The following is a 26,114-nucleotide window of genomic DNA, read 5'->3' as shown; positions in this document are numbered from 1 at the left end:
GGCGGCTCCCGGGCGAAACCCCGCCGACGCTCCGCTGTTCCCTGCCCCCATTAGCGCGTTTTGAGCCGGAGTGGAATTCGTCAAACGACAATAAAACGCGCTTCTTCAACATATTAGGGATGATTCATGACAGCGGATGCACAAATTTGACCATTTCTCTCAAGGTTTTGTCACGGGGGTGCGGCAGATAGCCCGAAAGCGCCGGCTGCGGCTCGGTCCGGAGCGTGTGCATTGGCGTCGCGTTGTCGCGCCGCGATCGGTCGGGATTTCAGTTCGATGTCGTACAGGTAGCCACCCGCATGGGCCTTGGCCGGATCCTTGAAGATCGCCATGGCAGTCGTCATGCGGCGGAAACCGAACGCCGCGTAGAACGGCTCGCGGCCCGGAACGGTGTAGAGGATGATCTTGCGGTGGCCGGCCGACAGATCGACCAGCCGCTGCACGATCTCCCACCCATCATCGTGCCCGCGCAGCCGCAACCGCGGTGACGATGTCATCGGCGTCCGGGAAATATCCCTTGGCGCGCTTGGCGACGGTCTTGTCGCCGAGCTTCACCTCGAAGACGCCGCCCTTGCCGGGAACCAGCGTCGCATCGAGCCCAAGGCGCCCGCGCAGGCGCGCTGCCGCTTCCTTGGCCCGCTTCTCATAGCCGCACGGCCGGCAATAGATGATCGAAACGTCAGCCATCTTGCTCTCCCTTCGTTGCTCGTCTCCTTGAGCATGATCTCCGCGCTAACGCTTCGCGTTTGTCGCGAGGGAAAACCGCTTCACGCTTTTCCGTATCATGCTTTACGCCACCAACCGCCGCGCGTCGGCGGCCTCGATCCCGGCGATCCAACCAGCCACCGAGCGGCCGATCGCCTCGGGATGATCCTCCTGAAGATAGTGCGCGCCGGCACCGAGCTCGATCACCGCGCAGTGCGTCAGCCTTGCAGCGAACTCGGCCGCAAAGGCCGGCGACACCAGCGCACCTGGGGTGCCCGCGAACAGCAGCTTCGGGTAGGTCGACGCCGCGAGCGCGGCATGCGCGGTCTCGAGCGCATGGTAGACATCGGCCGGCTCGCCTGCGATCGGCAGCTCACGCGGCAGCATCAGGGTCGGCTTGCGGCTCTCGCGCGTCGCAAACGGCGCGCGATAGGCGGCCATCTCCTCCCCGCTGAGCTTGCGCAGGATCGAGCTCGGCAGCACGCGCTCGACGAAGGCATTGTTGTCGAGGATCATGGCTTCGCCCTCGCCCAAAGTCCTGAACTTCCTGAAGGTGTCGCGCGCCGCGTCGTGCTGGTGGAAGTCCGACCACTCCGGCATCGGGCGGATGAACTCCATGAAGGCGAGCCCGCGCACGAGGCCGGGACGGCGCGCCGCGAGATGGAACGCGAGCGCAGTGCCCCAATCCTGCGCGACCAGATAGGCGGAACGGATGCCGAGCTCATCGATCAGCGCGTCGAGGTAGGCGGCGTGATCGAAGAAGCGATAGGCGATGTCGGGCTTGCCGGACTGACCGTAGCCGATCAGGTCGGGCGCGATGCAGTGCCCGACTGGCGCGACCAGCGGCATGATGTTGCGCCAGATGTAGGATGATGTCGGGTTGCCGTGCAGGAACAGCACGGTTGGCGCATCGTCGCGCCCGGTTTCGCGATAGGCCATCGTGCTCGCGAGCACCGACCGGTGATGCAGGCTGATGTCGGCAGAAACGCTCATGGCAGCTCCTTGAACACAGTGTGGAAGGCGATTGTCTTGAAACGCTCGAGCGCGGCGGCGCTGCGCTCGACCTTCATGCGCAACATGGCGCCCTGCCAGGATGCGAGCAGGAAGTCGGCGAGTTCATCGGCATCGAAATCGGAGGCGATCTCGCCAGCGGCCTGCGCAGCGGCGATGCAGGCTGCAAACGGCGCGCGCCATTCGCGGAAGATCTCGTCGAGCTGCGTGCGCAGCATCTCGCTGGAGCCCGAGGCCTCCAGGCTGAAATCACCGATCAGGCAGCCGCGGACGAAGCCGTCGTTTGCGAGCTTGCCGGTGATGAGATCGAGGTAGCGCCTGAGCCGCACGCGCGGTGACGCCGAAGTGTCATCGAGCGCTTCGGCGACGAGGCCGCGCACATAGAGGAAGTAGCGGTCGAGCACCTCGGAGGCGAACGCCTCCTTGGAGCGGAAATGGTTGGTGAACGAGCCCTGCGGCGCGCCGGCGGCCGTGGTGACGTCGCGCACGCTGGTACCGTGATAGCCGGTGCGGAACATCGCTTTCAGGCCGGCGTCGAGGATGTTGTCGCGAAGTGATGGTTTTGCCATGCCCAATTTAATACGTACGTACGTATTAAATGTCAAGCAGCAAATCACGATCGCGCGCCCTCCCCTGGAAGGCGCCGATCAGGTCTGATGAATCAATGGCTTAGAGGATTAGCTCGCCGGCGAGCTGCGCCGGACCACCCAGTCGCGCAGCCAGGAGCCGATCGCGCAGCCGACGAGATAGAGCGCGAACATCACCAGGAAGAGGTCGAGCCAGTAGCCGAAGCGACCCGGCACGATCCGCGTGAGCGAGGCTGTGACCAGCGCCACGGCAAGCAGCGACAGCCAGCGTATCCAGATCTTCGAGACGCCCTGGGCGCGATGCACCACGGCGATCCAGCCCATGCAGAAGCCGAGCAGCAGCGCCGCCAGCAACCAGCCCCAGAAGAATGTCGCGAGCGCTGCCATCGTCACTTCACCACGAACTCGATACGGCGGTTCTGCGCCTTGCCGTCCTCGGTGTCGTTGCCGGCCACAGGCTGCGTGCTGCCATAGCCGGCCGGCAGGAAGCGGTTGGCAGGCAGTCCGGCACGGACCAGATAATCCACCACCGCCTGGGCGCGCTTTTCCGACAGTGTCTGATTGGCGGCTTCGTCGCCGTCGCCGTCGGTATGGCCGGCAATCTCGATATTGACCGAGGGGCAACGCATCGCCGTCTCGATCAGGCGATCGAGCAATCCTGCCGAATCCGACACGATCTCGGCCTTGCCGGACTCAAAGCGGATCCGGCTCTTCGACAGGATATCGGCGAACAATTGCTGGCACACCGTGGCATCGACCGGCGCCGCCGCCGGCTTGACCGAGATCTCGGCCTTGTACTGCCAGCCTTGCGGAAAATCCTTGCCGAGCCCGCCGCGGATCTGGTTGGCGGCGGCGTCGTAGAGCGCGTCGCCCGACAGCTTCACCTCGCGATCGGACACCACGAGCGTACCGGTCGACAGCCGCGACAGCGCGCCGAGCGCCGGCACCACCGCAGCCGCGAACCCCGAGGGCGCGCCGACGCTGGCCTTGAGATTGTCGACGACCTTCTCGCTGAAGAATTTGCGGCCCGCGGCCGCGGCCAGCGCAGCGTGCACATTGTTGTCAGGCACATAGCCGGTCAGCGTCACCGTCACCGCGACCGGATCCTTGTAGGCCTGGAAGACATAGGGCGGCGCCTCGATGTCGTTGGCGGCAACCGAATAGCCCTCGGGCAGATTCTTCAGCGCCGCCGCGATCGCTTCGCGGCCGCCGAGCTCGCGCGCCATGCCGGACAAATTGACCTTGGTGTCGGTCAGCGTGATCTTGCCGTCCTTGAGCTTGCCGATCTGGTCGAGCAGCAGCAGTGCCACGCTGTCGAAGCGCGGCGGCGCGCCGCGGGCGAGCCCCATCTGGTCGGCCACCTCGACGCCGCCGAGATTGGCCTTCGCCGCCTCCATCAGCTTACTCTTGCTCGACGGTAGCGGCGAACTGCCGCCGAGCGTGACCCTGATAACGTCGCGCTCGGCCGACCAGACGAACGGCTTGGCTTCCGGCACGAGGCGGGTTTCGTCGTTGACGAGCCGCACGCCAGGCACCGCCTCGACGGACGCAACCGCGCTGACGCGGCCGTCTTCGGAGAAGGCATTGGCCGCAAAGGTCACGTCCCGGCCGTCGACGCTGATGCGGCGCTTGTCGAGCACGGTATCCTTGAGTGCGGCGTTAGAACGCGCGGCAAGATCGCCCTCGACCGTTGCCGTGCTCGTCCAGGCCGCGATACCCCAAAAGATGACCAGCGGAATCACGCCGGGCCACCATTTGTTACTCCACCTGTAAAGTCCGTGCATTCGGGGTCCTGCGGCTCCGGAACCAGAGAGAAAACAAACCCTTGGCTGACTGTCAAACTCGAAATCGCGTTTTCGCGAAGGCGCCATGATCCGGCCGGGCTAACAGTTTATTCAATGGTCTTTCACTAACTTCAGCTTGGAATGCAAATCGGCCGGCCCGTGCCCTCATGAAACTGCTTCGAAACACCGTGATTCGCGCCGGGCTGGAAGCGCTTTATTTCTCGGGTGCGCACGTCCTGCTGCGACCGATCTTCGCAGGCGTCGGCGCCATCTTCATGCTGCATCATGTCCGGCCGCCGCGCGACGACGCGTTCCAGCCGAATCACCACCTTGAAGTCGCGCCGGACTTCCTGCGCGCGATGCTCGCCCATCTGCGCACGCTGGATGTCGACATCATCAGCATGGACGAGGCGCATAAGCGTCTCGCCGAGCGGAGTTTCGCGCGGCGCTTCGCCTGCTTCACCTTCGACGACGGCTATCGCGACAACCGCGATTTCGCACTGCCCGTCATGCGCGAGTTCGACGCGCCGATGACGGTCTATGTCGCCAGCGACTTCGCCGAAGGCGCTGGCCGGCTGTGGTGGGTCGCGCTGGAGCGCGTGATCGCGACCGCGTCCGCAATCGAGGTCCCGATCGGCGGCACCATGACGCGCCTCGACGCGTCGACCGCACAGGCCAAGCGGGCTGCGTTCAACCGCATGCACGACTGGCTGCGCTCGCTCGCGAGCGAGCATGACGTGCAGCGCGAGATCTCCGCGCTCTGCGCCCGCCACGGCGTCGATGAAGGCAGCATCGCGCGCGAGCTCTGCCTGTCATGGGACGAATTGAGAGGCTTTGCCGCCAACCCGCTGGTCACGATCGGCGCGCACACCATCACCCATTGCAATCTCGCCAAGCAGAGCGAAGCGACCGCCTCGTTCGAGCTTTCGACCAGCCGCGCGCGGATCGAGGACGTGCTGCAGCGGCAGGCAGCACACCTCGCCTATCCCTATGGCGACCGGATCGCCGCCGGCCCGCGCGAATTCGCGCTCGCAAAGACGCTCGGCTTCAAGACGGCCGTGACGACGCGGCCCGGCATGCTGTTCCCGGAAAGCGCCGACCACCTGACCGCCCTGCAGCGCGTCTCGCTCAACGGCAACTACCAGGATGCCCGCATCCTGCCGGTGCTCACCTCCGGCGCCGCGACCGCGATGTGGAACGGCTTTCGCCGCATCGACGCGGCGTGATCTGCACCGCGCGCCGGGCTACAAATCCCTACCTGTTCCTTGACTCGATCCCCGGCCGCGCCCAGAACCACGGGCAACGTCATTGGAGGAACGCATGTTCAAGGATCTGTTCTCACTCAACGGCCGCGTCGCGCTGGTGACCGGCGGCTCGCGCGGCATCGGCAAGATGATCGCGGCCGGGTTCCTCGCCCAGGGCGCGGCCCGGGTCTACATCACCGCGCGCAAGGCCGGACCTTGCGAGACGACCGCCAAGGAGCTCTCCGCGGAATATGGCGGCGAGTGCATCGCGCTGCCGATCGACATCTCGACCGTTGAAGGCTGCGACAAGCTCGCCGGCGAGATCATCAAGCGCGAGCCGAAGCTCGACATCCTCGTCAACAACGCCGGCGCAGCCTGGGGTGCCGATTTCGACGAGTTCCCGGAGAGCGGCTGGGACAAGGTGATGAACCTCAACGTCAAGTCGATCTTCTTCCTGACCAAGGCGCTGGCGAAGCCATTGCGCGCGGCGGCGAGCCACGAAAGGCCGGCCAAGGTGATCAACATCGCCTCGATCGACGGCATCTTCGTCAATCCGATGGAGACCTATTCCTATGCCGCCAGCAAGGCTGCCGTCATTCATCTGACGCGGCGCATGGCGACCCGGCTGATCAAGGACAACATCAACGTCACCGGCATCGCGCCGGGGGCATTCAAGTCGGACATGAATCGCGCCGCCCGCGATCACGCGGATGAGGTCGCACAGCGTGTGCCGGCGCGGCGCGTCGGAACCGACGAGGACATGGCGGGGGTCGCGATCTATCTCGCCTCGCGCGCCGGCGACTATGTCGTCGGAAACACCATCGCGGTCGATGGCGGCGTCGTTTATGCCAGCGCGGGACTGGAGATAGCGGGGTAGCGCATGATGAGATTAGGTTGAATAGCAGCCGCGAAGGCGGTGCGCTCCCTCTCCCGCTTGCGGGGGAGGGCTGGGGTGGGGGCTCTCTCCGCGAGTCACGCTGCGGAGAGAGCCCCCACCCTCATCGCATCTTCGATGCGATGCGACCTCCCCCGCAAGCGGGAGAGGTGTAGCCAGTCTGCGGCGAGAACCGATTCAGCCTGACTTCAACGCGCTTTAGGTCTCTCCAAAAAGAAAGGGGCGAGCCAGGACCCTCTCGGCTCACCCCTTTCCTGCTCTCTCCGGGAGCAGAGGACCTTCAGCGCGTCAGCTCTCGATCTTCACGTATTCGAAGTCGCCGGGCTTGTTGTCGATGCCGACCTTGGGCGGCGAGATCCACGAGGCGTACTGGCCGGCTTCGGTCACCGGCTTCATCAGCGAGGCGATGAAGTCGCCGTCCTCGGTCGACGGCAGCCACTCGTTCTTGCGCTTGGCCCAGGTGGCATCGTCGATCAGGAGGCCGTCGGGCGTCGCGTGGACGTCCTTGAACTCGCCGATCTGGCGGTGGAAGGCCGTGTTCGGCACCGCGAGCCTGTAGTCGAAGCCTGATGTCGAGATCACCTTGTTCCAGCGCAGCATGCCCTTGACGCAATCCTGCGTGTAGTCGTCGCGCAGACGCATGTTGAGCGCGGTCAGCGCCGGCTCGTCGACCAGCTTGATCTGGCCGTCAACCAGCTTCATCACCGGATAGGTCGAGTTCTTGAGCTGATGATCGTCCTCGATCGTGGTTTCCTTGTAGCGGCCCTTGATGCCGGCATTGAAGGCGTTGGCCGCGTTGGTCGAGACCTCCGAGCCGAACAGATCGAGCGACAGCGAATAGTGCAGGTTCAGCTTCTTCTGGATCGTCGGCAGGTCGATCACCCCTAACGCGCGGACTTTCGCGATATCGGTCGGATCGGTGATGCCGGCTTCCTTCATCGCATCGCAGGTGCGCTGCACGACGCGGGTGATGCCGGTTTCGCCGACGAACATGTGGTGCGCTTCCTCGGTCAGCATGAAGCGGCAGGTGCGCGACAGCGGATCGAAGCCCGACTGCGCCAGCGAATGCAACTGCATCTTGCCGTCGCGGTCGGTGAAGTAGGTGAACATGAAGAACGACAGCCAATCCGGCGTCGCCTCGTTGAACGCGCCGAGCATGCGCGGTGAATCCGCGTCGCCGGAGCGGCGGCGCAACAAATCATCCGCCTCCTCGCGGCCGTCGCGGCCGAAATATTTCTGCAAGAGATAGACCATCGCCCAGAGATGGCGGCCTTCCTCGACATTGACCTGGAACAGGTTGCGCATGTCGTAGAGCGACGGCGCGGTCTTGCCGAGATGGCGCTGCTGCTCGACCGACGCCGGCTCGGTGTCGCCCTGGATCACGATCAGGCGGCGCAGCAGGGCGCGATGCTCGCCGGGCACTTCCTGCCAGGCCGGCTTGCCGTAGTCCTCGCCGAACGGGATGACGCGGTTCTCTTCCTGCGGCGCAAGCAAAATGCCCCAGCGATATTCGGGCATGCGGACATAGTCGAACTTGGCCCAGCCGCGCGGATCGACCGAATAGGCGGTGCGCAGATAGACCAGCGATTCCTGGAAGCCCTCCGGGCCCATGTCGCTCCACCAGTCCATATAACCGGGATGCCAGCCCTCCAGCGCCTTGAGCACCTGGCGGTCCTCGGCGAGATTCACGTTGTTCGGAATCTTGGTCGAGTAGTCGACATTCATGATGTTCATGTTCATGGGCAGCCTCCTTGGGGCAGATATCCTTTCGTCATGGCCGGGCTCGGCCCGGCCATCCACGTCTTGCTTCGCTGACTGAAGGAAGACGTGGATGCCCGGCACAAGGCCGGGCATGACGCAGCAAAATTCCTACACTCGCGTCATGTCGAATTGCGCCTTCTGCCCGGTGCCGTAGCGGCGCAGCGCGCCTTCCTCACCGACCGCGTTCGGCCGCTGGAAGATCCAGTTCTGCCACGCGGTCAGGCGCGAGAAGATCTTCGATTCCATTGTCTCCGGACCGACGAAGCGCAGATTCGCCTCCATGCCGGTGAGGCCGTCGGGCGAGAACGAGGTGCGCTCCTCGAAGAACACGCGGACCTCGTCGTCCCAGTCGATGTCGTCGAGCGCGAAGGTGACGAGACCGAGCTCCTCGGCCTCCTCCGCGTCGATCGCCTTGCCGATCGCGCCTTGCGCTCGCTCCAGATCCGCCGGATCGGCCTGGAAGCGCGACTGCAGCCGCGTCAGCCCGTGGCTCATCGGATAGGGCCCGAAATTCATTGCGGTAAGTTCGATGGTCGGCGGGGCGCGGTTGTCGCCCTGCTTCTGGCCGATCAGCATGTAGGAGCGGTCGGCGGCGAACACGAGCTCGGCCAGCGTGCCGACGAAGCAGGAGCCGGGCTCGACCAGCGTCACCAGCGTGCGCGAGGTGACGTCGATGCGCTTGAGCACGCGCTTCCAGTAATGCCTGATCTCGTTGACCAGCCAGTGCGCCTTGTTGGCCTCGAGGAAGGTGTCATAGGCGACCACATTGGCGCGATCGCCGTGGCTCTTGAACACCAGCATCGCCGTCTCGAGCTCGTTGAGGCGCAGATGCAGGATGGCGTCATCGAGCTCGCGCGCGACCTGCAGCGGCCAGAACGACGCGCCTTGCGCAATCATGCCGTCGATATCGGCAGGCGGGGCGGCCTCCGGCGCCTTGACCGAGATCGTTGCGATCCGCGCGGCGCGATCGATGTCGACGCTGACAAAACCGTAGCGGATCGCGCTGTCGTCGATGGTCCGCTTCAGCGGCGTCAGCGTGACGCCCTTGCCCGAGCCGTTGCGCCTCGACTTCGCGGCGAATTCCTTGACGCGTTCGGCGAGCTTGCCTTCGAGCTTGGAGTTCGGCGCGATCTCGTCGACCAGGCGCCATGCGACGGCGCGCTTGCCCTTGATGCCTTCCTCGATGGTGCAGAAGAAATCGGCATGGTCGCGGCGCACTTTGCGCTTGTCGACGACCCGCGTCAGCCCGCCGGTGCCCGGCAGCACCGCGAGCAGCGGCACCTCCGGCAGCGCAACCGCCGCCGCGCCGTCGTCGGCCATCATGATGTGATCAGTCGCAAGCGCGAGCTCATAGCCGCCGCCGGCGGCGGTGCCGTTGACGACGGTGATGAAGGTCTGGCCGGAATTCTGGCTGGAGTCCTCGAGGCCGTTCCGCGTCTCGTTGGTGAACTTGCAGAAGTTGACCTTGTGGGCATGGGTCGAGCCGGCCAGCATGCGGATATTGGCGCCGGCGCAGAACACGCGGTTCTTGCCCGAGCGCATCACCACGACCTTCACCTCGGGGTGTTCGAAGCGCAGCCGCTGCACGGCATCGGCCAGCTCGATGTCGACGCCGAGGTCGTAGGAGTTCAGTTTGAGCTGATAGCCCTCGAACAGGCCGGCATTCTCGTCGACGTCCATGGTCAGCGTCGCGACGTCGCCCGCGACGTCTAGCTTCCAGTGCCGGTAGCGCGACGGCTCGGTCTGGAAATCGATGTATTTCGCCCCGCCTGCAAGCACGCGATCGTCGCCAGCCATGGGCCACCCTTCAAATTTGTTGGTTTAGCTGACATGCACAATAGTGCATGTTTTTGATCTGGTCTAGTTCAAAACGCAAAAACATGCATTTTGTTTCATGTTCGCGAAAATCGCCAAGTCGGCCAATGGCCTACTGCCGGCAATAAAGGTCAGGCGGCCAGCGCCTGGTCGTCGCGGAGCGCCGCCTTGGCGAATTCGGTGACCGCATCCAGCGTCGCCGCCGGCGCCTCGCGGTGCGGCGAATGGCCGGCGCCTGCGATCACGGAGACGTCGACCGGGCAATAGCACTCCTCCCTCGCGATCTCGACCTGGCGCATCGTGCCGTATTGATCGTCGACGCCCTGCACGACCAGCACGGGCACGCGGATATAGGCGAGATAGTCGGAAATATCCCAGTCGCGGAATTTTGGATCGAGCCAGACGCCGTTCCAGCCGTAGAAGGCGTTGTCGACGTCCTTGTGCCAGCGCGCCAGCTTCTCTTTCAGGTTGGTGGTCTCATACGTCGTCTTGATCTCGGCAATCGATTTCACCGAGATATCCTCGACGATGAAGTGCGGCGCGATCAGCGCAAGCCCCTGCAGGCGATGATCCTGATGCGAGCCGGCATAGATCGTCGCGATCGAGGCGCCGTCGGAATGGCCGACGAGCAGCCCCCGGCGGAAGCCGATCTGGTCGAGCAGCTTCGGCAGCACCTCAAGCGCCTCGAGATGCATGTAGTCGATCGGGCGCGGCAGTTTTGCGGGCGTCGACGCGCCATAGCCCGCGCGCGAATAGACGAACACGCCGGCGCCGGTCGCAGCCTGCAGCTTCACGGGGAAATCGTTCCACAGGCCGGCCGAGCCGAGGCCCTCATGCAGCATCACGATAGTCGCCGCGGCGTCAGGCATTGGCCCGATCATGCGATATTCGAGATCGGCGCCGTCGATATGGAGGAAGCCATTGGGGGAGAGGGTCATGATGTGCTCTTCCGTTTCTCGTCATGCCCGGCCTTGTGCCGGGCATCCACGTCTTTCGTGCCTCGCGGCAAGGCGTGGATGGCCGGGACATCTAGTACGAGACGCGCTTCGCGCTTGCGCCCGGCCATGACGGCTAGTGTTCGCGTAACTTGAACCGCTGGATCTTTCCGGTCGCCGTCTTCGGGAGCGACTCCACCACATCGATCCAGCGCGGATATTTCCACGGTCCGATCTTCTGCTTGACGTGCTCCTTGAGCGCTTCGTGCAGGCCTTCCTTGGCGGCATCGGCGCGCAGCACCACGAACGCTTTCGGCTTCAGGAGGCCTTCAGGATCGGCCTCGGGCACGACGGCGGCTTCCAGCACCGCGGGATGGGTGATCAGCGCGCTCTCGACCTCGAACGGCGACACCCAGATGCCGGAGACCTTGAACATGTCGTCGCTTCGGCCGCAGAAGGTGTAACGGCCGTCGGCGTCACGGACATATTTGTCGCCGGTGCGGGTCCACACCCCCTCGAAGGTCGCGCGGCTCTTGCTGCGCTGGTTCCAGTAACCCTCGCCGGCCGAGGGCGCATCGACCAACAGCTCGCCGACCTCGCCGTCCGCCACCTCGACACCTAGCTCGTTGACCAGCCGCACCTTGTAGCCCGGCACCGGACGCCCGGATGAGCCGTATTTGATGTCACCCGGCGCGTTCGACAGGAATATGTGCAGCAGCTCGGTCGAGCCGACGCCGTCGAGGATGTCGACGCCGAAGCGCGAGCGCCAGGCGTTGCCGACGGATTCCGGCAGCGCCTCGCCGGCCGAGGTGCAGACGCGCAGGCGGTTGCCGCCGCGCTCTCCCTTCAGCGTCTCGTCGTTCAGCATCGCCGCGAACAGTGTCGGCACGCCGAAGAAGATGCTGGGATTGTACTTGCTCATCAGCGCGAACATCACCGCCGGCGTCGGGCGCTCGGAGTTCAGCACCGTGGAGGCGCCGACCGACATCGGGAAAGTCAGCGCGTTGCCGAGGCCATAGGCGAAGAACAACTTTGCCGCCGACAGGCCGACATCGTCCTCGCGGATGCCGAGCACCTGTTTGGCGTAGGTTTCCGCGGTCGCGGCGAGATTGGAATGCAGATGACGCACGCCCTTGGGGTTCCCCGTCGAACCCGACGAATAAAGCCAGAACGCGGGTTCATCTGCGTGCGTCGGCGCGGTCGCGAACGTATCGCTCTCGCGCGCGATCTCGTCGGAGAGCTTCTTGTGGCCGTGCGCGTCCTTGCCCGAGACCACGACATGTTCGAGATCCGGCAGCTTCGCGATGATGTCCTTCACGACAGGCAGCAGCGCTTCCGACACGAACAGCACGCGCGCGCGGCAATCGCCAAGGATGTAGGCATACTGCTCCGTGGTGAGCAGCGTGTTCAGCGGCACCGGCACCACGCCGGCGCGGATCGCGCCCAGGAACACGATCGGGAAATCGACCGTATCCAGCATGATCATCGCGACGCGCTCTTCGCGGCGGACGCCGAGCCGGCGCAGCATGTTGCCGAGCCGGCAAGTCTGTTGCTGCAGCTCGCGATAGGTGAGTTGGGAAACCATATCGTCGAAGACGATCTTGCCGCCGCGGCCCTCGTCGACATTGCGATCGAGCAGCCAGGTCACTGCGTTATAAGTCATGCCCCGCTCCTCAGACTTAAGCGCGTCATGACGCCTTCTCCCACAGATTTAAGAATTATAATTCATACAAAGCCACCAGACTGGCTTGCTGTCAATCCTCATCGGCACTATGTTTCATAAAACCCGCGCGTCGCACAGGGATTATGACCCAGGATAACGATCCCGAAACCGGCTTCCTCGAGCAACTCGGCCAGCGCGTGCGCACGATGCGCGCCCTGCGCGGCATGTCGCGCAAGGTGCTCGCCAAGGTATCGGGCATCTCCGAACGCTATATCGCCCAGCTCGAGAGCGGCAAAGGCAATGTCTCGATCGTGCTGCTGCGCCGCGTCTCCGACGCGATGGGCGCGCATCTCGAAGACCTCATTCCCACGAGCGACCCCGCGCCCGACTGGGCCGTGATCCGCGACCTGCTGCGCAAAGCGTCGCCGAGCCAGATCGCGCAGGCCAAGGACATCCTGGCCGGCGGCACCGCCTCCGCGCCGCGCCGTGCCTCCTTCTCCGGCATCGCGCTGATCGGCCTGCGCGGCGCCGGCAAGTCGACGCTCGGCAGGATGCTCGCCAAGAAGGTCGGCTGGAGCTTTGTCGAGCTCAACAAGGAGATCGAGGCGCAGAACGGCCTCTCGGTTGCCGAGATCATCGCGCTTTACGGTCAGGAAGGCTTTCGCCGGATGGAGCAGGCCGCGCTGACGCAACTGCTGGCGCGGAAGGAGTTGATGGTGCTGGCGACCGGCGGCGGTATCGTCTCTGAGCCGCTCACCTTCGACCTGGTCCTGTCCTCGTTCTACACGATCTGGCTGAAGGCCGAGCCGGAAGAGCACATGGCGCGCGTCCGCCGCCAGGGCGATTTGCGCCCGATGGCCGACGATCGCTCGGCGATGGCGGAGCTACGCAACATTCTGGTCAGCCGCGAGCCGCTTTATGCACGTGCCTCCGCCGTGGTCGACACCGCAGGTCTCTCGGTCGATGCCGCTGCCGCGCGGCTGATCGATTCTGTGCGGCCGGTGCTGCAGAACGAGGCTCGCTCGTTCGGGCTGCGCAGCGTCGCGCTGTAATCCACGCCTCACACGATCTAGAGAAGCCGGCTCTTCACATCCTCTGCGCCTTCGCGCAGCAGCGGCAGGAAGCGGTCGATCAATTCCTTGGTCGGGACGCGATCGACATGCGCGCCCATGTTGATCGCTGCGACGATCGTATCGTCGTAACGGCGCACCGGCACCGAGATCGAGCGGAAATGCGGCTCGGCCTCGCGGTCGACCAGCGAGTAGCCCTGCGCACGGTCGGCGATGATGGTGGCGAGCAGCCGCTTCGGGTCGGTCACGGTGTGCGGCGTCAGCGGCTCGCGGCGCATCGCCTTCAATCGCGTGGCGAGTTCGGCATCGCCAAGCCGGCCGAGCATGGCGCGGCCGACGGAAGTGCAGAAGGCCGGCAGCCGATAGCCGATCTCGAGGCCAGTGGAGAATACCCGCGCCGGGCTGCCGCGCGCGATGAACACGACGTCGTCGCCGTCGAGCAGCGCAAGCGAAGAGATCTCCTGCGCCGCGGTCGCGATGCGGTCGAGTACCGGCTGCAGCACCGACACCACCTGGTTGGAACGCAGAAACGAGCCGGCCAGCGTCAGCACATACGGCGTCAGCGTGAACAGCTTGCCGTCGGTCGATACGAATCCGCCATGCGCGAGCGTGAACAGGATGCGGCGTGCGGTGGCGCGCGGCAGGTCGGCGGCGCGGGCGAGATCGCTGAGCGTCGCCGGGCCGTTGACGGTGCCGAACACCTGCAACAGGCGCAGGCCGCGATCGAGGCTCTCGACAAAATCGGTGGCGCGCTCGGCCTGATCGGTCCGCTTCAGCTTGGGCATGGGGTCGGTCCGGCTTTGAACGGTTCGAAAATTGGACTTGCCGTCCCGATCGCATATGGCATAATTCGCACATTAGTTCAATAGGCGAACAAATCCAATTCGGGAGACGCCGCCAATGATGAGCCAGGAACAGAACGATCTGATCACCCGCACCGGCCGCAAGGACCCGTGCGGCAGACTGATGCGGATGTACTGGCAGCCGGCGGCGCTGGTCGACGAGCTGCAGGGTGCGCGCCCCGTTCGGCCGGTGCGTTTGCTCGGCGAAAACCTGGTGCTGTTTCGCGGCGAGGACGGCCGCTACGGCCTGATCGATCGCCACTGCGCGCATCGCGGCGCCGACCTCGCCTTCGGCCGGCTCGAGAATGGCGGCCTGCGCTGTGCCTTCCATGGCTGGCTGTTCGACGTCACGGGCCAGTGCATCGAGACGCCGGCGGAGCCGGCCGGCTCGCAGCTCTGCAAGGGCATCAGGCAGCGCTCCTATCCGGTGGTCGAGAAGAGCGGCATCCTCTGGGCCTATCTCGGCGAGGGCGAACCGCCGGCATTTCCGGAGATCGACTGCTTCGTCGCGCCCGACAGCCACACCTTCGCGTTCAAGGGCCACATGAACTGCAACTGGCTGCAGGCGCTCGAGGTCGGCATCGATCCGGCGCACGCCTCCTATCTGCATCGCTTCTTCGAGGACGAGGACACGTCTGCCGCCTATGGCAAGCAGTTCCGCGGCGCGTCGGCCGGCTCTGACATGCCGATGACCAAGATCCTGCGCGAATATGATCGCCCGATCATCAATGTCGAGCACACCGAATACGGCCTGCGCCTGGTCGCGCTGCGCGAGCTCGATGAGGAGCTCACCCATGTGCGCGTGACCAACCAGTTGTTCCCGCACGGCTTCGTCATCCCGATGTCGACGGAGATGACGATCACGCAGTGGCACGTACCGGTCGATGACGAGAACTGCTACTGGTATGCGATCTTCACGAGCTACACGACCCCGGTCGACAAGCAGAAGATGCGCGACCAGCGGCTCGAACTTTACGAGCTGCCGGACTACAAGTCGCGCAAGAACAGGACCAATGATTACGGCTTCGATCCGCACGAGCAGGCGACCGAGACGTATACCGGCATGGGCACCGACATCAACGTCCACGACCAGTGGGCGGTGGAATCGATGGGGCCAATCCAGGATCGCACCAACGAGCATCTCGGCCAGAGCGACAAGGCGATCGTGCAGTATCGCCGCCTGCTGCGGCAGGAGATCGAGAAGGTCTCCGGCGGCGAGACACCGATGCTGTTCCTCGATGCGGCCTCCGCGCGCAGCATCCAGGGCCCCGCCACCATGGACGGCATCGGGCCGACGCAAGGCTGGGAACTCTACTGGATGGAGGTCGACGTCAAGCGCCGCCGCGGCGCGCCCTGGGCCGCTCCCGTGCCGCGCGAGATCGCCGGCAAGGTGCACCACCTCACGGCCGCGGAGTGACCATGACTTTCCGTCATTGCGAGCGCAGCGAAGCAATCCATCGCACCGCTTGTGGAGACATGGATTGCTTCGTCGCTGCGCTCCTCGCAATGACGATTCATGAGACAGAGGAGTGACGCCTTGAGCTTCGTTGAGCGTCACGGCCTGTGGTCGGATGAGCAGAAGGAGGCGGCGAGCCACCTCCGCCGCATCGTTGAAGAGAAGAATCTCGAAGTCATCCGCCTGTCGTTCCCGGACCAGCACGGCATCCTGCGCGGCAAGACGCTGATCGCAAGCGAAGCGGTGCGTTCGCTCGAAGGCGGCTGCTCCATCACCACGACGATGCTCGCCAAGGACACCTCGCACAAGACAGTGTTTCCGGTGTTCACCGCCGGCGGCGGGTTCGGCATGAAGGAGATGGAGGGCGCAGCCGACGTGCTGATGGTCGCCGATCCCACCACATTCCGCGTGCTGCCCTGGGCGCCGACCACCGGCTGGCTGCTCTGCGACCTCTATTTCAGCGACGGCCGCCCGGTGCCGTTCGCGACCCGCAACCTCTATCGCAAGGTGCTCGATCAGCTCGGAAGCCGCGGCTACGACTTCGTCGCCGGGCTCGAGGTCGAATTCCATTTGTTCAAGCTCGACGACGCCCACATGGCGCCGGAGGATGCCGGCCAGCCGGGACGGCCGCCATCGGTGAGCCTGCTGTCGCAGGGTTACCAGTATTTGACCGAGCAGCGTTACGACCTGATGGAGCCGGCGCTCGAGATCATCCGCCGTGACATCCTCGCGCTCGGCCTGCCGCTCCGCTCGGTCGAGGTCGAGTTCGGCCCAAGCCAGTGCGAGTTCACCTTCCAGCCGACCGCGGGCCTCGCCCCCGCCGACACCATGGTGCTGTTCCGCTCCGCGGTGAAGCAGATCGCGCGGCGCCACGGCTATCACGCCACCTTCATGTGCCGGCCGAAGCTGCCGAACATTTTTGCAAGCGGCTGGCACCTGCACCAGTCGCTGGTATCCCGCGCGAGCGGCGAGAACGTGTTCATGCCGACGGAGACGGGCGCCCCCTTGAGCCCGCTCGGCCGCGCCTACCTCGCCGGCCTGATCGAGCATGCGCGGGCGTCGACGGTGTTCACCACGCCGACCATCAACGGCTACAAGCGCTACCGCTCCTATTCGCTGGCGCCGGACCGCGCGATCTGGGGCCGCGACAACCGCGGCGTCATGATCCGCGTGCTCGGAGCGGCCGGCGATCCGGCGACGCGGCTGGAGAACCGGATCGGCGAGCCGGCGGCGAACCCCTATCTCTACATGGCCAGCCAAATCCTCTCCGGACTCGACGGCGTCGACCGCAAGCTCGATCCCGGACCGTCGGCGGATACGCCCTACGAGACCAAGGCGGCGCTGTTGCCGAAGTCGCTGCGCGAGGCGGTGTTCGCGCTGAACGAAGACCCGTTCTTCCGCCAGGCGCTGGGCGCCGAGTTCGTGGACTACTACGTCCACATCAAGAACGCGGAGATCGAGCGGTTTCAGGCCGAGGTCTCCGACTGGGAGCACCGCGAATATTTTGAGATGTTTTGAGATCCGCTTCCATCGTCATTGCGAGGAGCGAAGCGACGAAGCAATCCATCTCTCCGCTTGCGGCAAGATGGATTGCTTCGCTTCGCTCGCAATGACGAAATAATCAGTCTCCTCAAATCCCCAAATACCTGTGCTGCAGATCCGGCTCGGCGATCAGTTGCTCGCTGGTGCCGCTCCACACCGTCTTGCCGCGCTCGATGATGTAGTGGCGGTCGGCGATGCGGGCGAGGTTCTCGACGTTCTTGTCGATCACGAGAACCGATTGGCCCTGCCCCTTCAGCATCGTCAGGCAGCGCCAGATCTCGTCGCGGATCAGCGGCGCGAGGCCTTCGGTTGCTTCATCCAAAATGAGCAGTTTCGGATTGGTCATCAGCGCGCGGCCGATCGCGAGCATCTGCTGCTCGCCGCCGGAGAGCGTGACGCCCATGTTGCTGCCGCGCTCGGCGAGCCGGGGGAACAGCGCGTGGATCTTGTCGAGCGTCCACGGATCGCGGCTGCCGAGCCGATTGCCTGAGGCGGCGACGAGATTCTCGCGCACGGTCAGGTTCGGGAAGATCTGGCGGCCCTCGGGCACAAGCCCGATGCCGAGCTTTGCGATCTTGTAGGACGGTAGCCCCCGCACCGCCTCGCCGGCAAAACGGATCGCGCCAGACCGCGCCGGCGTCAGGCCCATGATCGAGCGGATCGTCGTGGTCTTGCCCATGCCGTTGCGGCCCATCAGCGCGACCATCTCGCCCGCCTTGATCTGTAACGACAGGCCGAACAGCACCTGGCTCAGGCCGTAGCAGGTCTCGATGCCATCGATTTCAAGCAAAGTGTCAGCCATGGCGCGTCACCGCATGCTGTTCGCCGAGATAGGCGCGCTTGACCTCATCATGCTTGCGGATCGCATCCGGCACGTCGCAGGCGATGACGCGGCCATAGACCAGGACCGTGATGCGGTCGGCGAGCGCAAACACCGCCTCCATGTCGTGCTCGACCAGCACGATCGTGACTTCCTTGCGCAGCTCCTTCAGCAGCGCGACCATCCGCGCCGACTCGGTGACGCCGAGGCCGGCCATCGGCTCGTCGAGCAACAGAAGCTGCGGCTTGGTGGCGAGCGCGACCGCAAGCTCGAGCTCGCGCTGCTCGCCGTGGCTCAGCTCCGACACCAGCACATTGGCGCGTGCGCCAAGCCCGACGCGCGCGAGCGCGGCGCGGGCGGCATCACGCAGATTCTTCTCCTTCCGCGCATTGCCCCAGAAGCGGAAGGAGTGGCCGTCATGCGCTTGCGCCGCGAGCGCGACATTGTCGATCGCCGTGAAATCCTTGAGCAGCGAGGTGATCTGGAACGAGCGCGCCAGCCCGAGCCGGCTGCGCTTGTAGGACGGCAGGCCGGTGACGTCGCGCCCCGCAAACCGGATGGTGCCGGAATTCGGCATCAACTGGCCGGTGAGCTGGCTGATCAGTGTGGTCTTGCCGGCGCCGTTCGGCCCGATGATGGCATGCAGCTCGCCCGGCACGACCTCGAGCGAGAGGTTGTCGGTCGCGGTGATGCCGCCGAAGCGGCGGACCAGATTGTCGACACGGAGCAAGGGCTCAGCCAAGGAATCAGCCACGGCTCATCCTCCTGAGCAGGCCCATGATGCCGCCATGCGCGAACAGCACGATCAACAGCAAGAGCGGGCCCATGATCAACGCCCAATATTCGGTGAACTGCGACAACAGCTCTTCCAGCACCAGATAGAGGATGGCGCCGATGACAGGGCCGAACAGCGATCCCATGCCGCCGAGGATCACCATCACCATGAGATCGCCGGAGCGGGTCCAGTACATCACGGCCGGGCTGACGAAATCGGTGTTGTTGGCGAGCAGCGCTCCGGCGAAGCCGCAGATCGTCCCGGCAATGACGAAGCAAACCAGACGAAAGCGGTTGGCGTGGAAGCCGATCGCCTGCATGCGCTGCTCGTTGGAGCGGACGCCCTGCACCACGAGGCCGAAGCGCGAATTGACGATGCGCCAGATCAGATAGAGGCCGCCGAACAGGCAGGCGAGGCAGAAATAGTAGAACTGGGTACGATCGGACAGGTTGATCAGCCCGGCGAAGTCGCTGCGCTTGTAGATCGTCAGCCCGTCGTCGCCGCCATAGCGCGACAGGCCGGAGGCGACGTAATAGGCCATCTGCGCAAACGCCAGCGTGATCATAATGAAATAGACGCCGCGGGTGCGGAGCGAGAGCGCGCCGATCACCAGCGCGAACAGCGCAGAGACCGCGAGTGCCACCGGCCATTGGATGAAGCCGGAGCCGATCCCTTCGGCGGCCAGGATGCCGACCGCGTAACCGCCGATGCCGAGATAGGCGGCATGGCCGAAGCTCATCATGCCGCCATAGCCCATGATCAGGTTGAGGCTGGCGGCGGCCAGCGCAAAGATCACGATGCGGGTGAACAGCGTGAGGATGAAGATATTGCCTGTGACAGCCGAATAGACCGGCAGCAGGACCAGGGCGACGCAGAGCAGCGCCGCGACCGAATTGGAGACGTTGAGCTTGGGCATCATCGCTTGGCGGCCGGAAACAGCCCCTCCGGCCGCACCACGAGGATGATCGCCATCAGGAGGTAAATCAGCATCGAGGACAGCGCTGGCGCCGCGGTCGAGGCCGCCGCACCGCTCAGGACCTTGCGCAGGAGGTCCGGCAGGAAGGCGCGGCCCATCGTATCGATGATGCCGACGAAGATCGCGGCCAGGAACGCGCCGCGGATCGAGCCGATGCCGCCGATCACGATGATCACGAAAGCGAGGATCAGGATGTTCTCGCCCATGCCGATCTGCACGGTGAGGATCGGTGCCTGCATCAGCCCGGCAAGCCCGGCGAGCGCAGCGCCAAGGCCGAACACCAGCGTGAACAGGAGCTTGATGTTGATGCCGAGCGCGCCGATCATTTCGCGGTTGGAGGCGCCGGCGCGGATCAGCATGCCGACGCGGGTCCGCATCACCACGATATAGAGCAGCGCGGCGACCGCCAGCGCCACCGCGATAATCATGAGCCGGTAGGCCGGATAGAACACGCCGGGGATGATCTGCACCGGCACCGAGAGCCAGCCCGGCAGCGGCAGCGCAAGCCCCGCCGGGCCCCAGATCAGCCGCACGGCGTCGTTGAAGAACAGGATCAGACCGAAGGTCGCCAGCACCTGGTCGAGATGGTCGCGGCCGTAGAGATGCCTCAGCGCGACATATTCGAGCGCGATCCCGAGCAGCAGCGTGGCCCCGAGCGCCATCAGCGCGCCGAGCACAAAACTGCCGGTCCAGGCCACGAAGGTCGCCGCGAAATAGGCGCCCATCATGTACAGCGAGCCGTGCGCCAGATTGACGAAGTCCATGATGCCGAACACCAGCGTCAGGCCGGCCGCCAGCAGGAACAGCAGGAGCCCGAATTGCAGGCCGTTCAGGAGTTGTTCGACGACGAGGTACATCGTGTGGTTACACCAGCCTTAAACAAAACAGCGGCAGCGCACATGCGCCGCCGCTTGTTGTTATTGGGTGCATGATCGCCAATCGGAAAGCTCAACTTTTTGGCAGACCATGCGCCGGCAGAAGTCACTTCATCGAGCACTTGTCGTGGAAGCGATCCTGGTCGTCCTTGACGATGGTCGCGACCGTCTTCAGCGCGAGCTGGCCGTCGGCGTCCTTGACCACGTCCTGCAGGTAGAAGTTCTGGATCGGGATGTGGTTGTTGCCGTACTTGAACGGACCGCGCACCGATTTGAAGTTCACCTTCTCCATCTCGGCCTTCATCGCGTCCTTTTTCGTCAGGTCGCCCTTCACCGCCACCACCGCGCTGTTGATGAGGTTGGCGGCGTCATAGGTTTGGGCACCGTAGAAGGTCGGCCGCAGGCCCGGATATTTCTTGCGGTAATCCGCGACGAACTTCTTGTTCTGCTCGTTCGGCAGGTCGTTCACCCATTGCTGGGCGCCGGGAACGCCGAGCGCGTTCTCCTTCTGCAGCGGCAGCGACAATTCGTCGATGGTGAAGGCGGTATAGAGCGGGATCTGCTGCTTGATGCCGGCTTGCGTATACTGGTTGAGGAACTGCACCCCGGCCGCGCCCGGATAGAACACGAAGATCGCTTGCGCCTTCGAGTTGCGCGCCTTGGAGAGTTCGGCGGAGAAGTCGAGCTGGCTCGGCCACACCGTGTATTCCTCGCCGACCACCTCGCCCTTGAAAGTGCTCTTGACGCCGGCCAGCATGTCCTTGCCCGCGGCGTAGTTCGGCCCGATCAGGAACACCGACTTGACGCCCTTCTGGTTCATGTAGGTGCCCATGGCCTGCGGGGTCTGGTCGTTCTGCCAGGAGGTCGAGAACACGTAAGGCGAGCAGAGTTCGCCGGCGAGCTGCGACGGCCCGGCATTGGACGTGATCAGGAAGGTCTTGGTGTCGACCGCGGTCTTCAGCGAGGCCAAGAGCACGTTCGACCAGATATAGCCGACGATGAAATCGACCTTGTCGGACTGCACCAGCTTCTCGGTCTTCTGCTTGCCGACGTCGGGCTTCTGCTGGTCGTCCTCGTAGATCACCTCGACCGGCTTGCCGTCGATCTTGCGGCCGAGGTGGTCGAGCGCGAGCTCGAAGGAATTGCGCATGTCGTTGCCGATCACGGCGGTCGGACCGCTGAAGGTCGAGACAAAGCCGATCTTGATGGTATCAGCCGCGGTCGCCGGCTGCGCCAGCGCCAGAGCCATGGCGCCGGCCAGCCAAAATGCCTTGTTCATATTCACTCCCCTCTTCCACCAGACGAACGTCCCGCCGGCCCGCGAACCGGACCTGTGTCCCGGCCTTGGACCGCACTTTGCGCGCGCCGTCTTCAGTGACGTGTTTTGTGCGCGAAATCGCAAGTCTGCAGCAAGCACGAACCGACGGAGCTCCTTTAGAACCTTCGGCGCATACCAGAGCATCCTGCACCATAATTCGACGAAACCGGCCATGGCAAGAATTATAATGCCGGTTGCCGAGGCAACGATTGTCGCAGGCGCCACCGCCGCCCGACCCCACCCATATCGGCGTCTCGTTGCCGTCACCCCGCGCCACCCGGAGGATGTCCATTGCGCTGCCATTCCGCCCAGCTCGGCCGATCCATCTGGAACAGATCGCTGCAACGTGCGTACCAGCCGCTGCCATGCATGCGACCGATCAATTGCAGCGCGGGCGTGTCGATGTGGCAGCGCTCTTTGTCCTGTATCACCGCGTCGTCGACATGGGCGCGGACGATGCGGCCGATCACCGCGGTCTGGCGCGGCCCGGTGACGAGCGAGGTCAGCGTCCGGCACTCGAACGACACCGGCGATTCCTTGATGCGCGGCGGCCGGACCGCGTGGGACGGCGCGGCGGTGAGGCCGGCTAGCCTGAGCTCGTCGATCTCGGGCGGCGCATCGATGCAGGTGACGTTCATCGCCGCCGCATTGGCTTCCGACACCAGATTCACCACGAACTCCCCGGTCGCAAGGATATTGGTCGCGGTGTCCTTGAACCGCCCCTGGCCTGCGAGCAGCCCAAGCGCCAGCGTCGGCGGCTCATGCCCGAGCACGTTGAAGAAGCTGTAGGGCGCGGCATTGACCACGCCATCCTCGGAGACCGTCGTCACCCATGCGATCGGCCGCGGCGTCACGGTCGCGGTCAGGATCTTGTAGCGGCCCGCGGCGTCCAGCGTCTCCATGTCGAACAGCATCGTCGCCGCCCCCTCGCGCTCTAGACCGCCACCACCGGATGGCGCAGCCGGCCGATGCCGACCACCTCCGCCTCGACGACATCGCCGGGCCACAGCCATTCCTGCGGCGATCGCCCCGCGCCGACGCCGTCGGGCGTGCCGGTCGCGATGATGTCGCCCGGCTCGAGCGTGATCGCTGCCGAGATATCGGAAATCAGATGCGGCACCTTGAACAGCATGTGCCGCGTGTTGGAACGCTGCTTCTCGACGCCGTTGACGGTGAGCCAGAGGTCGAGCGCGTGCGGATCGGAGATCTCGTCCGCTGTCACGATGCAGGGACCGAACGGCGCGTAGGTGTCCTGGCCCTTGGAATAGATCCACTGGCCGGCGCGGCGATTATCGCGCGCGCTGACATCAATCATCACGCTGTAGCCGAACACGAAGCGCAACGCCTCGGCCTCGCTCACCCGCCGCGCCGTTTGCCCCATCACCACCGCGGGCTCGACCTCCCAATCGAGCTGCTGGGTGATCGCCTTGTCGTGCGCGATCGCGTCGTCAGGGCCGACGACGCTGGTCGGAGGTTTCGAGAAGATCACCGGCTGCTTCGGCAATTCCTTCGCCGTGTCGAGCGCGCGCGAGGATTCCGCGACGTGCTCGACATAGTTCAACCCGATCCCGAAGATGTTCTTGCGCGGTCGCGGGATCGGCGCGAGCAGCCTGACATTCGCAAGCGGCAGCGCGGCACCGACCGGCCAGTTGCCGTCGCAGTCGGCCAGGATTGTCTTCAGCGCGATCAGCGCTGTCGGCCCGAGATCGATGAAATCGAGCATCGCCGACGGCAGCGGTACGCCGGCCCGCGCGCCGATCGTCGCGACGTCAACGACGAGATCATCCACGACGGCACCGAGGCGGGCGGCGGCTTCGACGTTGCCGCGATAGGTCACAAGACGCATTGGTTCTTCCTAGGCTACGAGCGGCTGCCGCCCGCCATTGTCGCCGAACGCTTCCTCCCGGTACAAACCGAGCGAATGCATCACCGGCAGGTCATTGAACGCGAACAGGCAGGCGTCGTCGCTCGATGAGGCATTGGCGTGCTCATGCCAGGCCCAGGACGGCACGCAGAAAATGTCGCGCTCGGTCCAGTCGAAGCGCCTTCCGTCGATGATCGAGTGCCCGCTGCCCTTGGCGACCTGGTAGATCACGCTGCCGGTGTGACGATGCGCCCGCGTCGCCTCGCCCGGCCGCAGCATCTGCATCGACGCGCCGATCGTCTGCATCACCGGCCCGCCGGTCACCGGATTCACGTAGTTCATGAGAATGCCGTCATAGGGCGAACCGTCGGTCGCCCCGGCGTAGCGCTGCAGCGCCTCGTAGGTCGGGGCCCACTCATATTTGAGCAGCGGCGAATAGCCCTTGCTCCATTCGGCGCCCGCCGGCCGCAGGCCCGGATTGCCCCAGGTATGCGACATGTCGTCGACGGGATGGCCGACATGCTGCTGCATGTTGGGATGGACGGCGTAGAAGTTCGCTTCCAGCGTGTTCACCAGGGGAATGTCGAGGCCGTCCTGCCAGATGCAGGGCGTGCCGTCGCCTGCGACCCCGTGTTCGTGCCAGGTGCCGTTGGGGGTCAGCACGAAGTCGTTGGCGCCGAGCGTCAGCTTGTGACCATCGACGATGGTGTAGGCGCCCTCGCCTTCCATGATGAAGCGCAGCGCGGAGGCGGAATGGGCATGCGCCGATGCCACCTCGCCGGGATGCATCACCTGCAGCCCCGAATAGAGCCAGCCCACGGCGGCGGCATGCTCGCGGCGGCCGGGATTGTTCAAGTAGATGACCCGCCGGCCGGCCTTTTCGGGAGACACCAGCTCGACCGAGCGCAGCACGTGCTGGCGCAGGTCCGCGTAGCGCCAGAGCACAGCAATCGACGAGGACTTCGGCTGCCAGGGCTCGATCTTGTTAGCGACCGTCCAGAGCGCGCCGGCGTCGAGGTTTTCCAGCTCGTCGTAATAGGCAAGCAGCTCCGGGGTGTCCTCGACATTGGCCCGCCCGGCGACGTTTTCCCGATGGTTTTCGCGAGGTCCTGTTGCCATGTCGCCCTCCTGGGTATACCAATCATATAAAATCAATCTCCTGTTCGATGCAATTGAATATTTTCGAAAGAATGCGAACAACAACCAAGACCGGAGACGTCAGAGAGATGGCAAGCCTGGCAGGAGACCGCCGGTCCGCTAGCGAAGGGGCGAGCGAGCCCGCGACGCTTGGCGAAGCGGCCTATCAGCGCCTCCGCGCCGACATCGTCGCTGGCGTGCTCGAGGCGGGCAAGCCGTTGCGGCTGGAAGCGTTGCGGCAACGCTACGGCCTGAGCTTCTCGCCGCTGCGCGAAGCGCTGATGCGGTTGCAGTCCGAGCGTCTGGTGCTCTCGACGGCGTTGCGTGGCTTCTCGGTGGCGCCGCTGTCGCGCGAGGAGATGAAGGATGCGACGGAAACCCGCATCCTGATCGAATGCGAGGCGCTGCGCCGCGCGATGCGCGATGGCGATGACGATTGGGAGGCCGGCATCGTCGCGGCCTTCCACGCCCTCGGCCGGCAGGTCGAACGCATGGCGCGGAGCGCGGGCGAGGTGGATGCGGCCGAGATCGCCGCGATGGAGGAACGGCACCGCCACTTCCACCGTGCGCTGATCGCCTGTTGCGGATCGCCGCGCCTGCTCGAATTGGCGGACCAGCTCTCGATCGAGACCCAGCGCTATCGGCTGCCGAGCCTGGTCGGCCGCGCCGTCGGAACGCCGCCGCGTGACGTCTCCGCCGAGCATCGGCAGATCATGGACGCGACGCTTCGCCGCAGCGGCGACGCCGCCACACTGCTCGCCGAGCACTACCGGCGAACCTGCGCGAGCATCGAGGAGTCGATGACGTGGCCACAGCCGGCGTGACCGCGGCGGAGCGGTAGCGACGACTTGTCCGCCGAACCCTTGGCGAACGCGGAAGCAATCCATGCCTCCGCTTGCGGCGCGATGGATTGCTTCGCTGGCGCTCGCAATGACGGGATTGGCAGTTGTGTTCAATGTCAGACAAGCAACGAGGATGTGAGATCGCATTCTCGCGGCGCGAGGCGCCCGAGGTCTTCCAACAATATTCGCCACTTCGA

25 protein-coding genes are annotated in these 26,114 nt (G+C 64.8%); 6 read left to right on the top strand and 19 right to left on the bottom strand.

All coding sequences use genetic code 11. The annotated features are described in order from the left end of the window. Nucleotides 1–170: 170 nt before the first annotated feature. The 6 genes from ACFFWD_RS44550 to ACFFWD_RS44525 form a co-directional block, all read right to left on the bottom strand. Complete coding sequence (locus tag ACFFWD_RS44550) at nt 171–443, bottom strand: GNAT family N-acetyltransferase (RefSeq protein ID WP_376975822.1); 273 nt, start codon at nt 441–443, stop codon at nt 171–173. Nucleotides 444–456: 13 nt separating this feature from the next. Further along, nucleotides 457–687 (bottom strand): SelT/SelW/SelH family protein, encoded by a 231-nt coding sequence (locus tag ACFFWD_RS44545; protein WP_376975821.1) that lies wholly within the window; start codon nt 685–687, stop codon nt 457–459. Between the two features lie 102 nt (nt 688–789). Continuing rightward, nucleotides 790–1,698 (bottom strand): haloalkane dehalogenase, encoded by a 909-nt coding sequence (locus tag ACFFWD_RS44540; protein WP_376975820.1) that lies wholly within the window; start codon nt 1,696–1,698, stop codon nt 790–792. Further along, nucleotides 1,695–2,285 carry a TetR/AcrR family transcriptional regulator gene (locus ACFFWD_RS44535; RefSeq protein WP_376975819.1) on the bottom strand — a complete coding sequence of 197 codons (591 nt, stop codon included), beginning with the start codon at nt 2,283–2,285 and terminating at the stop codon, nt 1,695–1,697. Before ACFFWD_RS44535 ends, ACFFWD_RS44540 begins: the two co-directional genes overlap by 4 nt. Before the next feature lie 108 nt (nt 2,286–2,393). Then, entirely contained in the window at nt 2,394–2,690 is a 297-nt protein-coding gene (locus ACFFWD_RS44530; protein WP_376975818.1) for a hypothetical protein, read from the bottom strand. 2 nt (nt 2,691–2,692) lie between these two features. Beyond that, a complete protein-coding gene (locus tag ACFFWD_RS44525; protein ID WP_376975817.1) occupies nt 2,693–4,087 on the bottom strand; it encodes an OmpA family protein in 1,395 nt (464 codons plus the stop codon). Nucleotides 4,088–4,254: 167 nt separating this feature from the next. Between ACFFWD_RS44525 and ACFFWD_RS44520 the strand changes: the two genes are divergently transcribed. Together ACFFWD_RS44520 and ACFFWD_RS44515 are read left to right on the top strand one after the other, a co-directional pair. Continuing rightward, nucleotides 4,255–5,313 carry a polysaccharide deacetylase family protein gene (locus ACFFWD_RS44520; RefSeq protein ID WP_376975816.1) on the top strand — a complete coding sequence of 353 codons (1,059 nt, stop codon included), beginning with the start codon at nt 4,255–4,257 and terminating at the stop codon, nt 5,311–5,313. A 94-nt stretch (nt 5,314–5,407) separates the two neighbouring features. Beyond that, on the top strand, nt 5,408–6,208 hold the full coding sequence (locus tag ACFFWD_RS44515) for an SDR family NAD(P)-dependent oxidoreductase (RefSeq protein WP_376975815.1): 801 nt from the start codon (nt 5,408–5,410) through the stop codon (nt 6,206–6,208). Nucleotides 6,209–6,514: 306 nt separating this feature from the next. Here ACFFWD_RS44515 and boxB read toward each other — a convergent pair whose 3' ends face one another. The 4 genes from boxB to ACFFWD_RS44495 all read right to left on the bottom strand — a co-directional run bounded on the left by boxB (nt 6,515) and on the right by ACFFWD_RS44495 (nt 12,400). Beyond that, nucleotides 6,515–7,966, bottom strand: coding sequence for a benzoyl-CoA 2,3-epoxidase subunit BoxB (boxB, locus tag ACFFWD_RS44510; protein ID WP_376975814.1), 1,452 nt, complete (start codon nt 7,964–7,966; stop codon nt 6,515–6,517). A gap of 129 nt (nt 7,967–8,095) precedes the next feature. After that, on the bottom strand, nt 8,096–9,784 hold the full coding sequence (boxC, locus tag ACFFWD_RS44505; protein WP_376975813.1) for a 2,3-epoxybenzoyl-CoA dihydrolase: 1,689 nt from the start codon (nt 9,782–9,784) through the stop codon (nt 8,096–8,098). Between the two features lie 149 nt (nt 9,785–9,933). Then, nucleotides 9,934–10,740, bottom strand: coding sequence for an alpha/beta fold hydrolase (locus ACFFWD_RS44500; protein WP_376975812.1), 807 nt, complete (start codon nt 10,738–10,740; stop codon nt 9,934–9,936). A gap of 133 nt (nt 10,741–10,873) precedes the next feature. Beyond that, a complete protein-coding gene (locus ACFFWD_RS44495) occupies nt 10,874–12,400 on the bottom strand; it encodes a benzoate-CoA ligase family protein (protein ID WP_376975811.1) in 1,527 nt (508 codons plus the stop codon). A 143-nt stretch (nt 12,401–12,543) separates the two neighbouring features. Here ACFFWD_RS44495 and ACFFWD_RS44490 point away from each other — a divergent pair, with 143 nt between their 5' ends. Then, complete coding sequence (locus tag ACFFWD_RS44490; RefSeq protein ID WP_376975810.1) at nt 12,544–13,452, top strand: helix-turn-helix transcriptional regulator; 909 nt, start codon at nt 12,544–12,546, stop codon at nt 13,450–13,452. A gap of 17 nt (nt 13,453–13,469) precedes the next feature. Here ACFFWD_RS44490 and ACFFWD_RS44485 read toward each other — a convergent pair whose 3' ends face one another. Then, a complete protein-coding gene (locus ACFFWD_RS44485) occupies nt 13,470–14,255 on the bottom strand; it encodes an IclR family transcriptional regulator domain-containing protein (protein ID WP_376975809.1) in 786 nt (261 codons plus the stop codon). Nucleotides 14,256–14,370: 115 nt separating this feature from the next. On the opposite strand from ACFFWD_RS44485, the gene ACFFWD_RS44480 reads away from it, so the two are divergent. Further along, nucleotides 14,371–15,729: an aromatic ring-hydroxylating dioxygenase subunit alpha gene (locus ACFFWD_RS44480; protein WP_376975808.1), complete on the top strand. Its 1,359-nt coding sequence runs from the start codon at nt 14,371–14,373 to the stop codon at nt 15,727–15,729. A gap of 120 nt (nt 15,730–15,849) precedes the next feature. Then, nucleotides 15,850–17,286 carry a glutamine synthetase family protein gene (locus ACFFWD_RS44475; RefSeq protein WP_376975807.1) on the top strand — a complete coding sequence of 479 codons (1,437 nt, stop codon included), beginning with the start codon at nt 15,850–15,852 and terminating at the stop codon, nt 17,284–17,286. Nucleotides 17,287–17,398: 112 nt separating this feature from the next. Here ACFFWD_RS44475 and ACFFWD_RS44470 read toward each other — a convergent pair whose 3' ends face one another. From ACFFWD_RS44470 to ACFFWD_RS44435, 8 genes are all read right to left on the bottom strand, one after another. Beyond that, nucleotides 17,399–18,112 (bottom strand): ABC transporter ATP-binding protein, encoded by a 714-nt coding sequence (locus ACFFWD_RS44470; RefSeq protein WP_376975806.1) that lies wholly within the window; start codon nt 18,110–18,112, stop codon nt 17,399–17,401. Further along, nucleotides 18,105–18,872 carry an ABC transporter ATP-binding protein gene (locus ACFFWD_RS44465; RefSeq protein WP_376975985.1) on the bottom strand — a complete coding sequence of 256 codons (768 nt, stop codon included), beginning with the start codon at nt 18,870–18,872 and terminating at the stop codon, nt 18,105–18,107. The genes ACFFWD_RS44470 and ACFFWD_RS44465 overlap by 8 nt, the downstream gene beginning before the upstream one ends. A gap of 4 nt (nt 18,873–18,876) precedes the next feature. Continuing rightward, the gene (locus ACFFWD_RS44460; protein ID WP_376975805.1) at nt 18,877–19,824 is read right to left on the bottom strand and encodes a branched-chain amino acid ABC transporter permease; all 948 of its coding nucleotides are present in this window, start codon (nt 19,822–19,824) and stop codon (nt 18,877–18,879) included. Then, complete coding sequence (locus tag ACFFWD_RS44455) at nt 19,821–20,738, bottom strand: branched-chain amino acid ABC transporter permease (protein WP_376975804.1); 918 nt, start codon at nt 20,736–20,738, stop codon at nt 19,821–19,823. The genes ACFFWD_RS44460 and ACFFWD_RS44455 overlap by 4 nt, the downstream gene beginning before the upstream one ends. 124 nt (nt 20,739–20,862) lie before the next feature. Continuing rightward, a complete protein-coding gene (locus ACFFWD_RS44450) occupies nt 20,863–22,035 on the bottom strand; it encodes an ABC transporter substrate-binding protein (RefSeq protein ID WP_376975803.1) in 1,173 nt (390 codons plus the stop codon). A 302-nt stretch (nt 22,036–22,337) separates the two neighbouring features. Next, nucleotides 22,338–22,988 (bottom strand): flavin reductase family protein, encoded by a 651-nt coding sequence (locus ACFFWD_RS44445; RefSeq protein ID WP_376975802.1) that lies wholly within the window; start codon nt 22,986–22,988, stop codon nt 22,338–22,340. Nucleotides 22,989–23,008: 20 nt separating this feature from the next. After that, entirely contained in the window at nt 23,009–23,920 is a 912-nt protein-coding gene (locus ACFFWD_RS44440; protein WP_376975801.1) for a fumarylacetoacetate hydrolase family protein, read from the bottom strand. A gap of 9 nt (nt 23,921–23,929) precedes the next feature. After that, nucleotides 23,930–25,057: a cupin domain-containing protein gene (locus ACFFWD_RS44435; protein WP_376975800.1), complete on the bottom strand. Its 1,128-nt coding sequence runs from the start codon at nt 25,055–25,057 to the stop codon at nt 23,930–23,932. Nucleotides 25,058–25,164: 107 nt separating this feature from the next. On the opposite strand from ACFFWD_RS44435, the gene ACFFWD_RS44430 reads away from it, so the two are divergent. Continuing rightward, the gene (locus ACFFWD_RS44430; RefSeq protein WP_376975799.1) at nt 25,165–25,899 is read left to right on the top strand and encodes a GntR family transcriptional regulator; all 735 of its coding nucleotides are present in this window, start codon (nt 25,165–25,167) and stop codon (nt 25,897–25,899) included. Nucleotides 25,900–26,114 lie beyond the last annotated feature (215 nt).

The organism is Bradyrhizobium erythrophlei (assembly GCF_042430365.1).
GTDB classification, from domain to species: Bacteria; Pseudomonadota; Alphaproteobacteria; order Rhizobiales; family Xanthobacteraceae; genus Bradyrhizobium; species Bradyrhizobium erythrophlei.
Note: the sequence above shows the minus strand (reverse complement) of the source record. Positions and strands in the feature narration are given on the sequence as shown.

Excerpts from the sequence above, each read along its gene's own strand:
- ACFFWD_RS44545 (WP_376975821.1), bottom strand. The coding sequence starts at position 687 with ATGGCTGACGTTTCGATCATCTATTGCCGGCCGTGCGGCTATGAGAAG.
- ACFFWD_RS44540 (WP_376975820.1), bottom strand. The coding sequence starts at position 1,698 with ATGAGCGTTTCTGCCGACATCAGCCTGCATCACCGGTCGGTGCTCGCG.
- ACFFWD_RS44535 (WP_376975819.1), bottom strand. The coding sequence starts at position 2,285 with ATGGCAAAACCATCACTTCGCGACAACATCCTCGACGCCGGCCTGAAA.
- ACFFWD_RS44530 (WP_376975818.1), bottom strand. The coding sequence starts at position 2,690 with ATGGCAGCGCTCGCGACATTCTTCTGGGGCTGGTTGCTGGCGGCGCTG.
- ACFFWD_RS44525 (WP_376975817.1), bottom strand. The coding sequence starts at position 4,087 with ATGCACGGACTTTACAGGTGGAGTAACAAATGGTGGCCCGGCGTGATT.
- ACFFWD_RS44520 (WP_376975816.1), top strand. The coding sequence starts at position 4,255 with ATGAAACTGCTTCGAAACACCGTGATTCGCGCCGGGCTGGAAGCGCTT.
- ACFFWD_RS44515 (WP_376975815.1), top strand. The coding sequence starts at position 5,408 with ATGTTCAAGGATCTGTTCTCACTCAACGGCCGCGTCGCGCTGGTGACC.
- boxB (WP_376975814.1), bottom strand. The coding sequence starts at position 7,966 with ATGAACATGAACATCATGAATGTCGACTACTCGACCAAGATTCCGAAC.
- boxC (WP_376975813.1), bottom strand. The coding sequence starts at position 9,784 with ATGGCTGGCGACGATCGCGTGCTTGCAGGCGGGGCGAAATACATCGAT.
- ACFFWD_RS44500 (WP_376975812.1), bottom strand. The coding sequence starts at position 10,740 with ATGACCCTCTCCCCCAATGGCTTCCTCCATATCGACGGCGCCGATCTC.
- ACFFWD_RS44495 (WP_376975811.1), bottom strand. The coding sequence starts at position 12,400 with ATGACTTATAACGCAGTGACCTGGCTGCTCGATCGCAATGTCGACGAG.
- ACFFWD_RS44490 (WP_376975810.1), top strand. The coding sequence starts at position 12,544 with ATGACCCAGGATAACGATCCCGAAACCGGCTTCCTCGAGCAACTCGGC.
- ACFFWD_RS44485 (WP_376975809.1), bottom strand. The coding sequence starts at position 14,255 with ATGCCCAAGCTGAAGCGGACCGATCAGGCCGAGCGCGCCACCGATTTT.
- ACFFWD_RS44480 (WP_376975808.1), top strand. The coding sequence starts at position 14,371 with ATGATGAGCCAGGAACAGAACGATCTGATCACCCGCACCGGCCGCAAG.
- ACFFWD_RS44470 (WP_376975806.1), bottom strand. The coding sequence starts at position 18,112 with ATGGCTGACACTTTGCTTGAAATCGATGGCATCGAGACCTGCTACGGC.
- ACFFWD_RS44460 (WP_376975805.1), bottom strand. The coding sequence starts at position 19,824 with ATGATGCCCAAGCTCAACGTCTCCAATTCGGTCGCGGCGCTGCTCTGC.
- ACFFWD_RS44455 (WP_376975804.1), bottom strand. The coding sequence starts at position 20,738 with ATGTACCTCGTCGTCGAACAACTCCTGAACGGCCTGCAATTCGGGCTC.
- ACFFWD_RS44450 (WP_376975803.1), bottom strand. The coding sequence starts at position 22,035 with ATGAACAAGGCATTTTGGCTGGCCGGCGCCATGGCTCTGGCGCTGGCG.
- ACFFWD_RS44445 (WP_376975802.1), bottom strand. The coding sequence starts at position 22,988 with ATGCTGTTCGACATGGAGACGCTGGACGCCGCGGGCCGCTACAAGATC.
- ACFFWD_RS44440 (WP_376975801.1), bottom strand. The coding sequence starts at position 23,920 with ATGCGTCTTGTGACCTATCGCGGCAACGTCGAAGCCGCCGCCCGCCTC.
- ACFFWD_RS44435 (WP_376975800.1), bottom strand. The coding sequence starts at position 25,057 with ATGGCAACAGGACCTCGCGAAAACCATCGGGAAAACGTCGCCGGGCGG.
- ACFFWD_RS44430 (WP_376975799.1), top strand. The coding sequence starts at position 25,165 with ATGGCAAGCCTGGCAGGAGACCGCCGGTCCGCTAGCGAAGGGGCGAGC.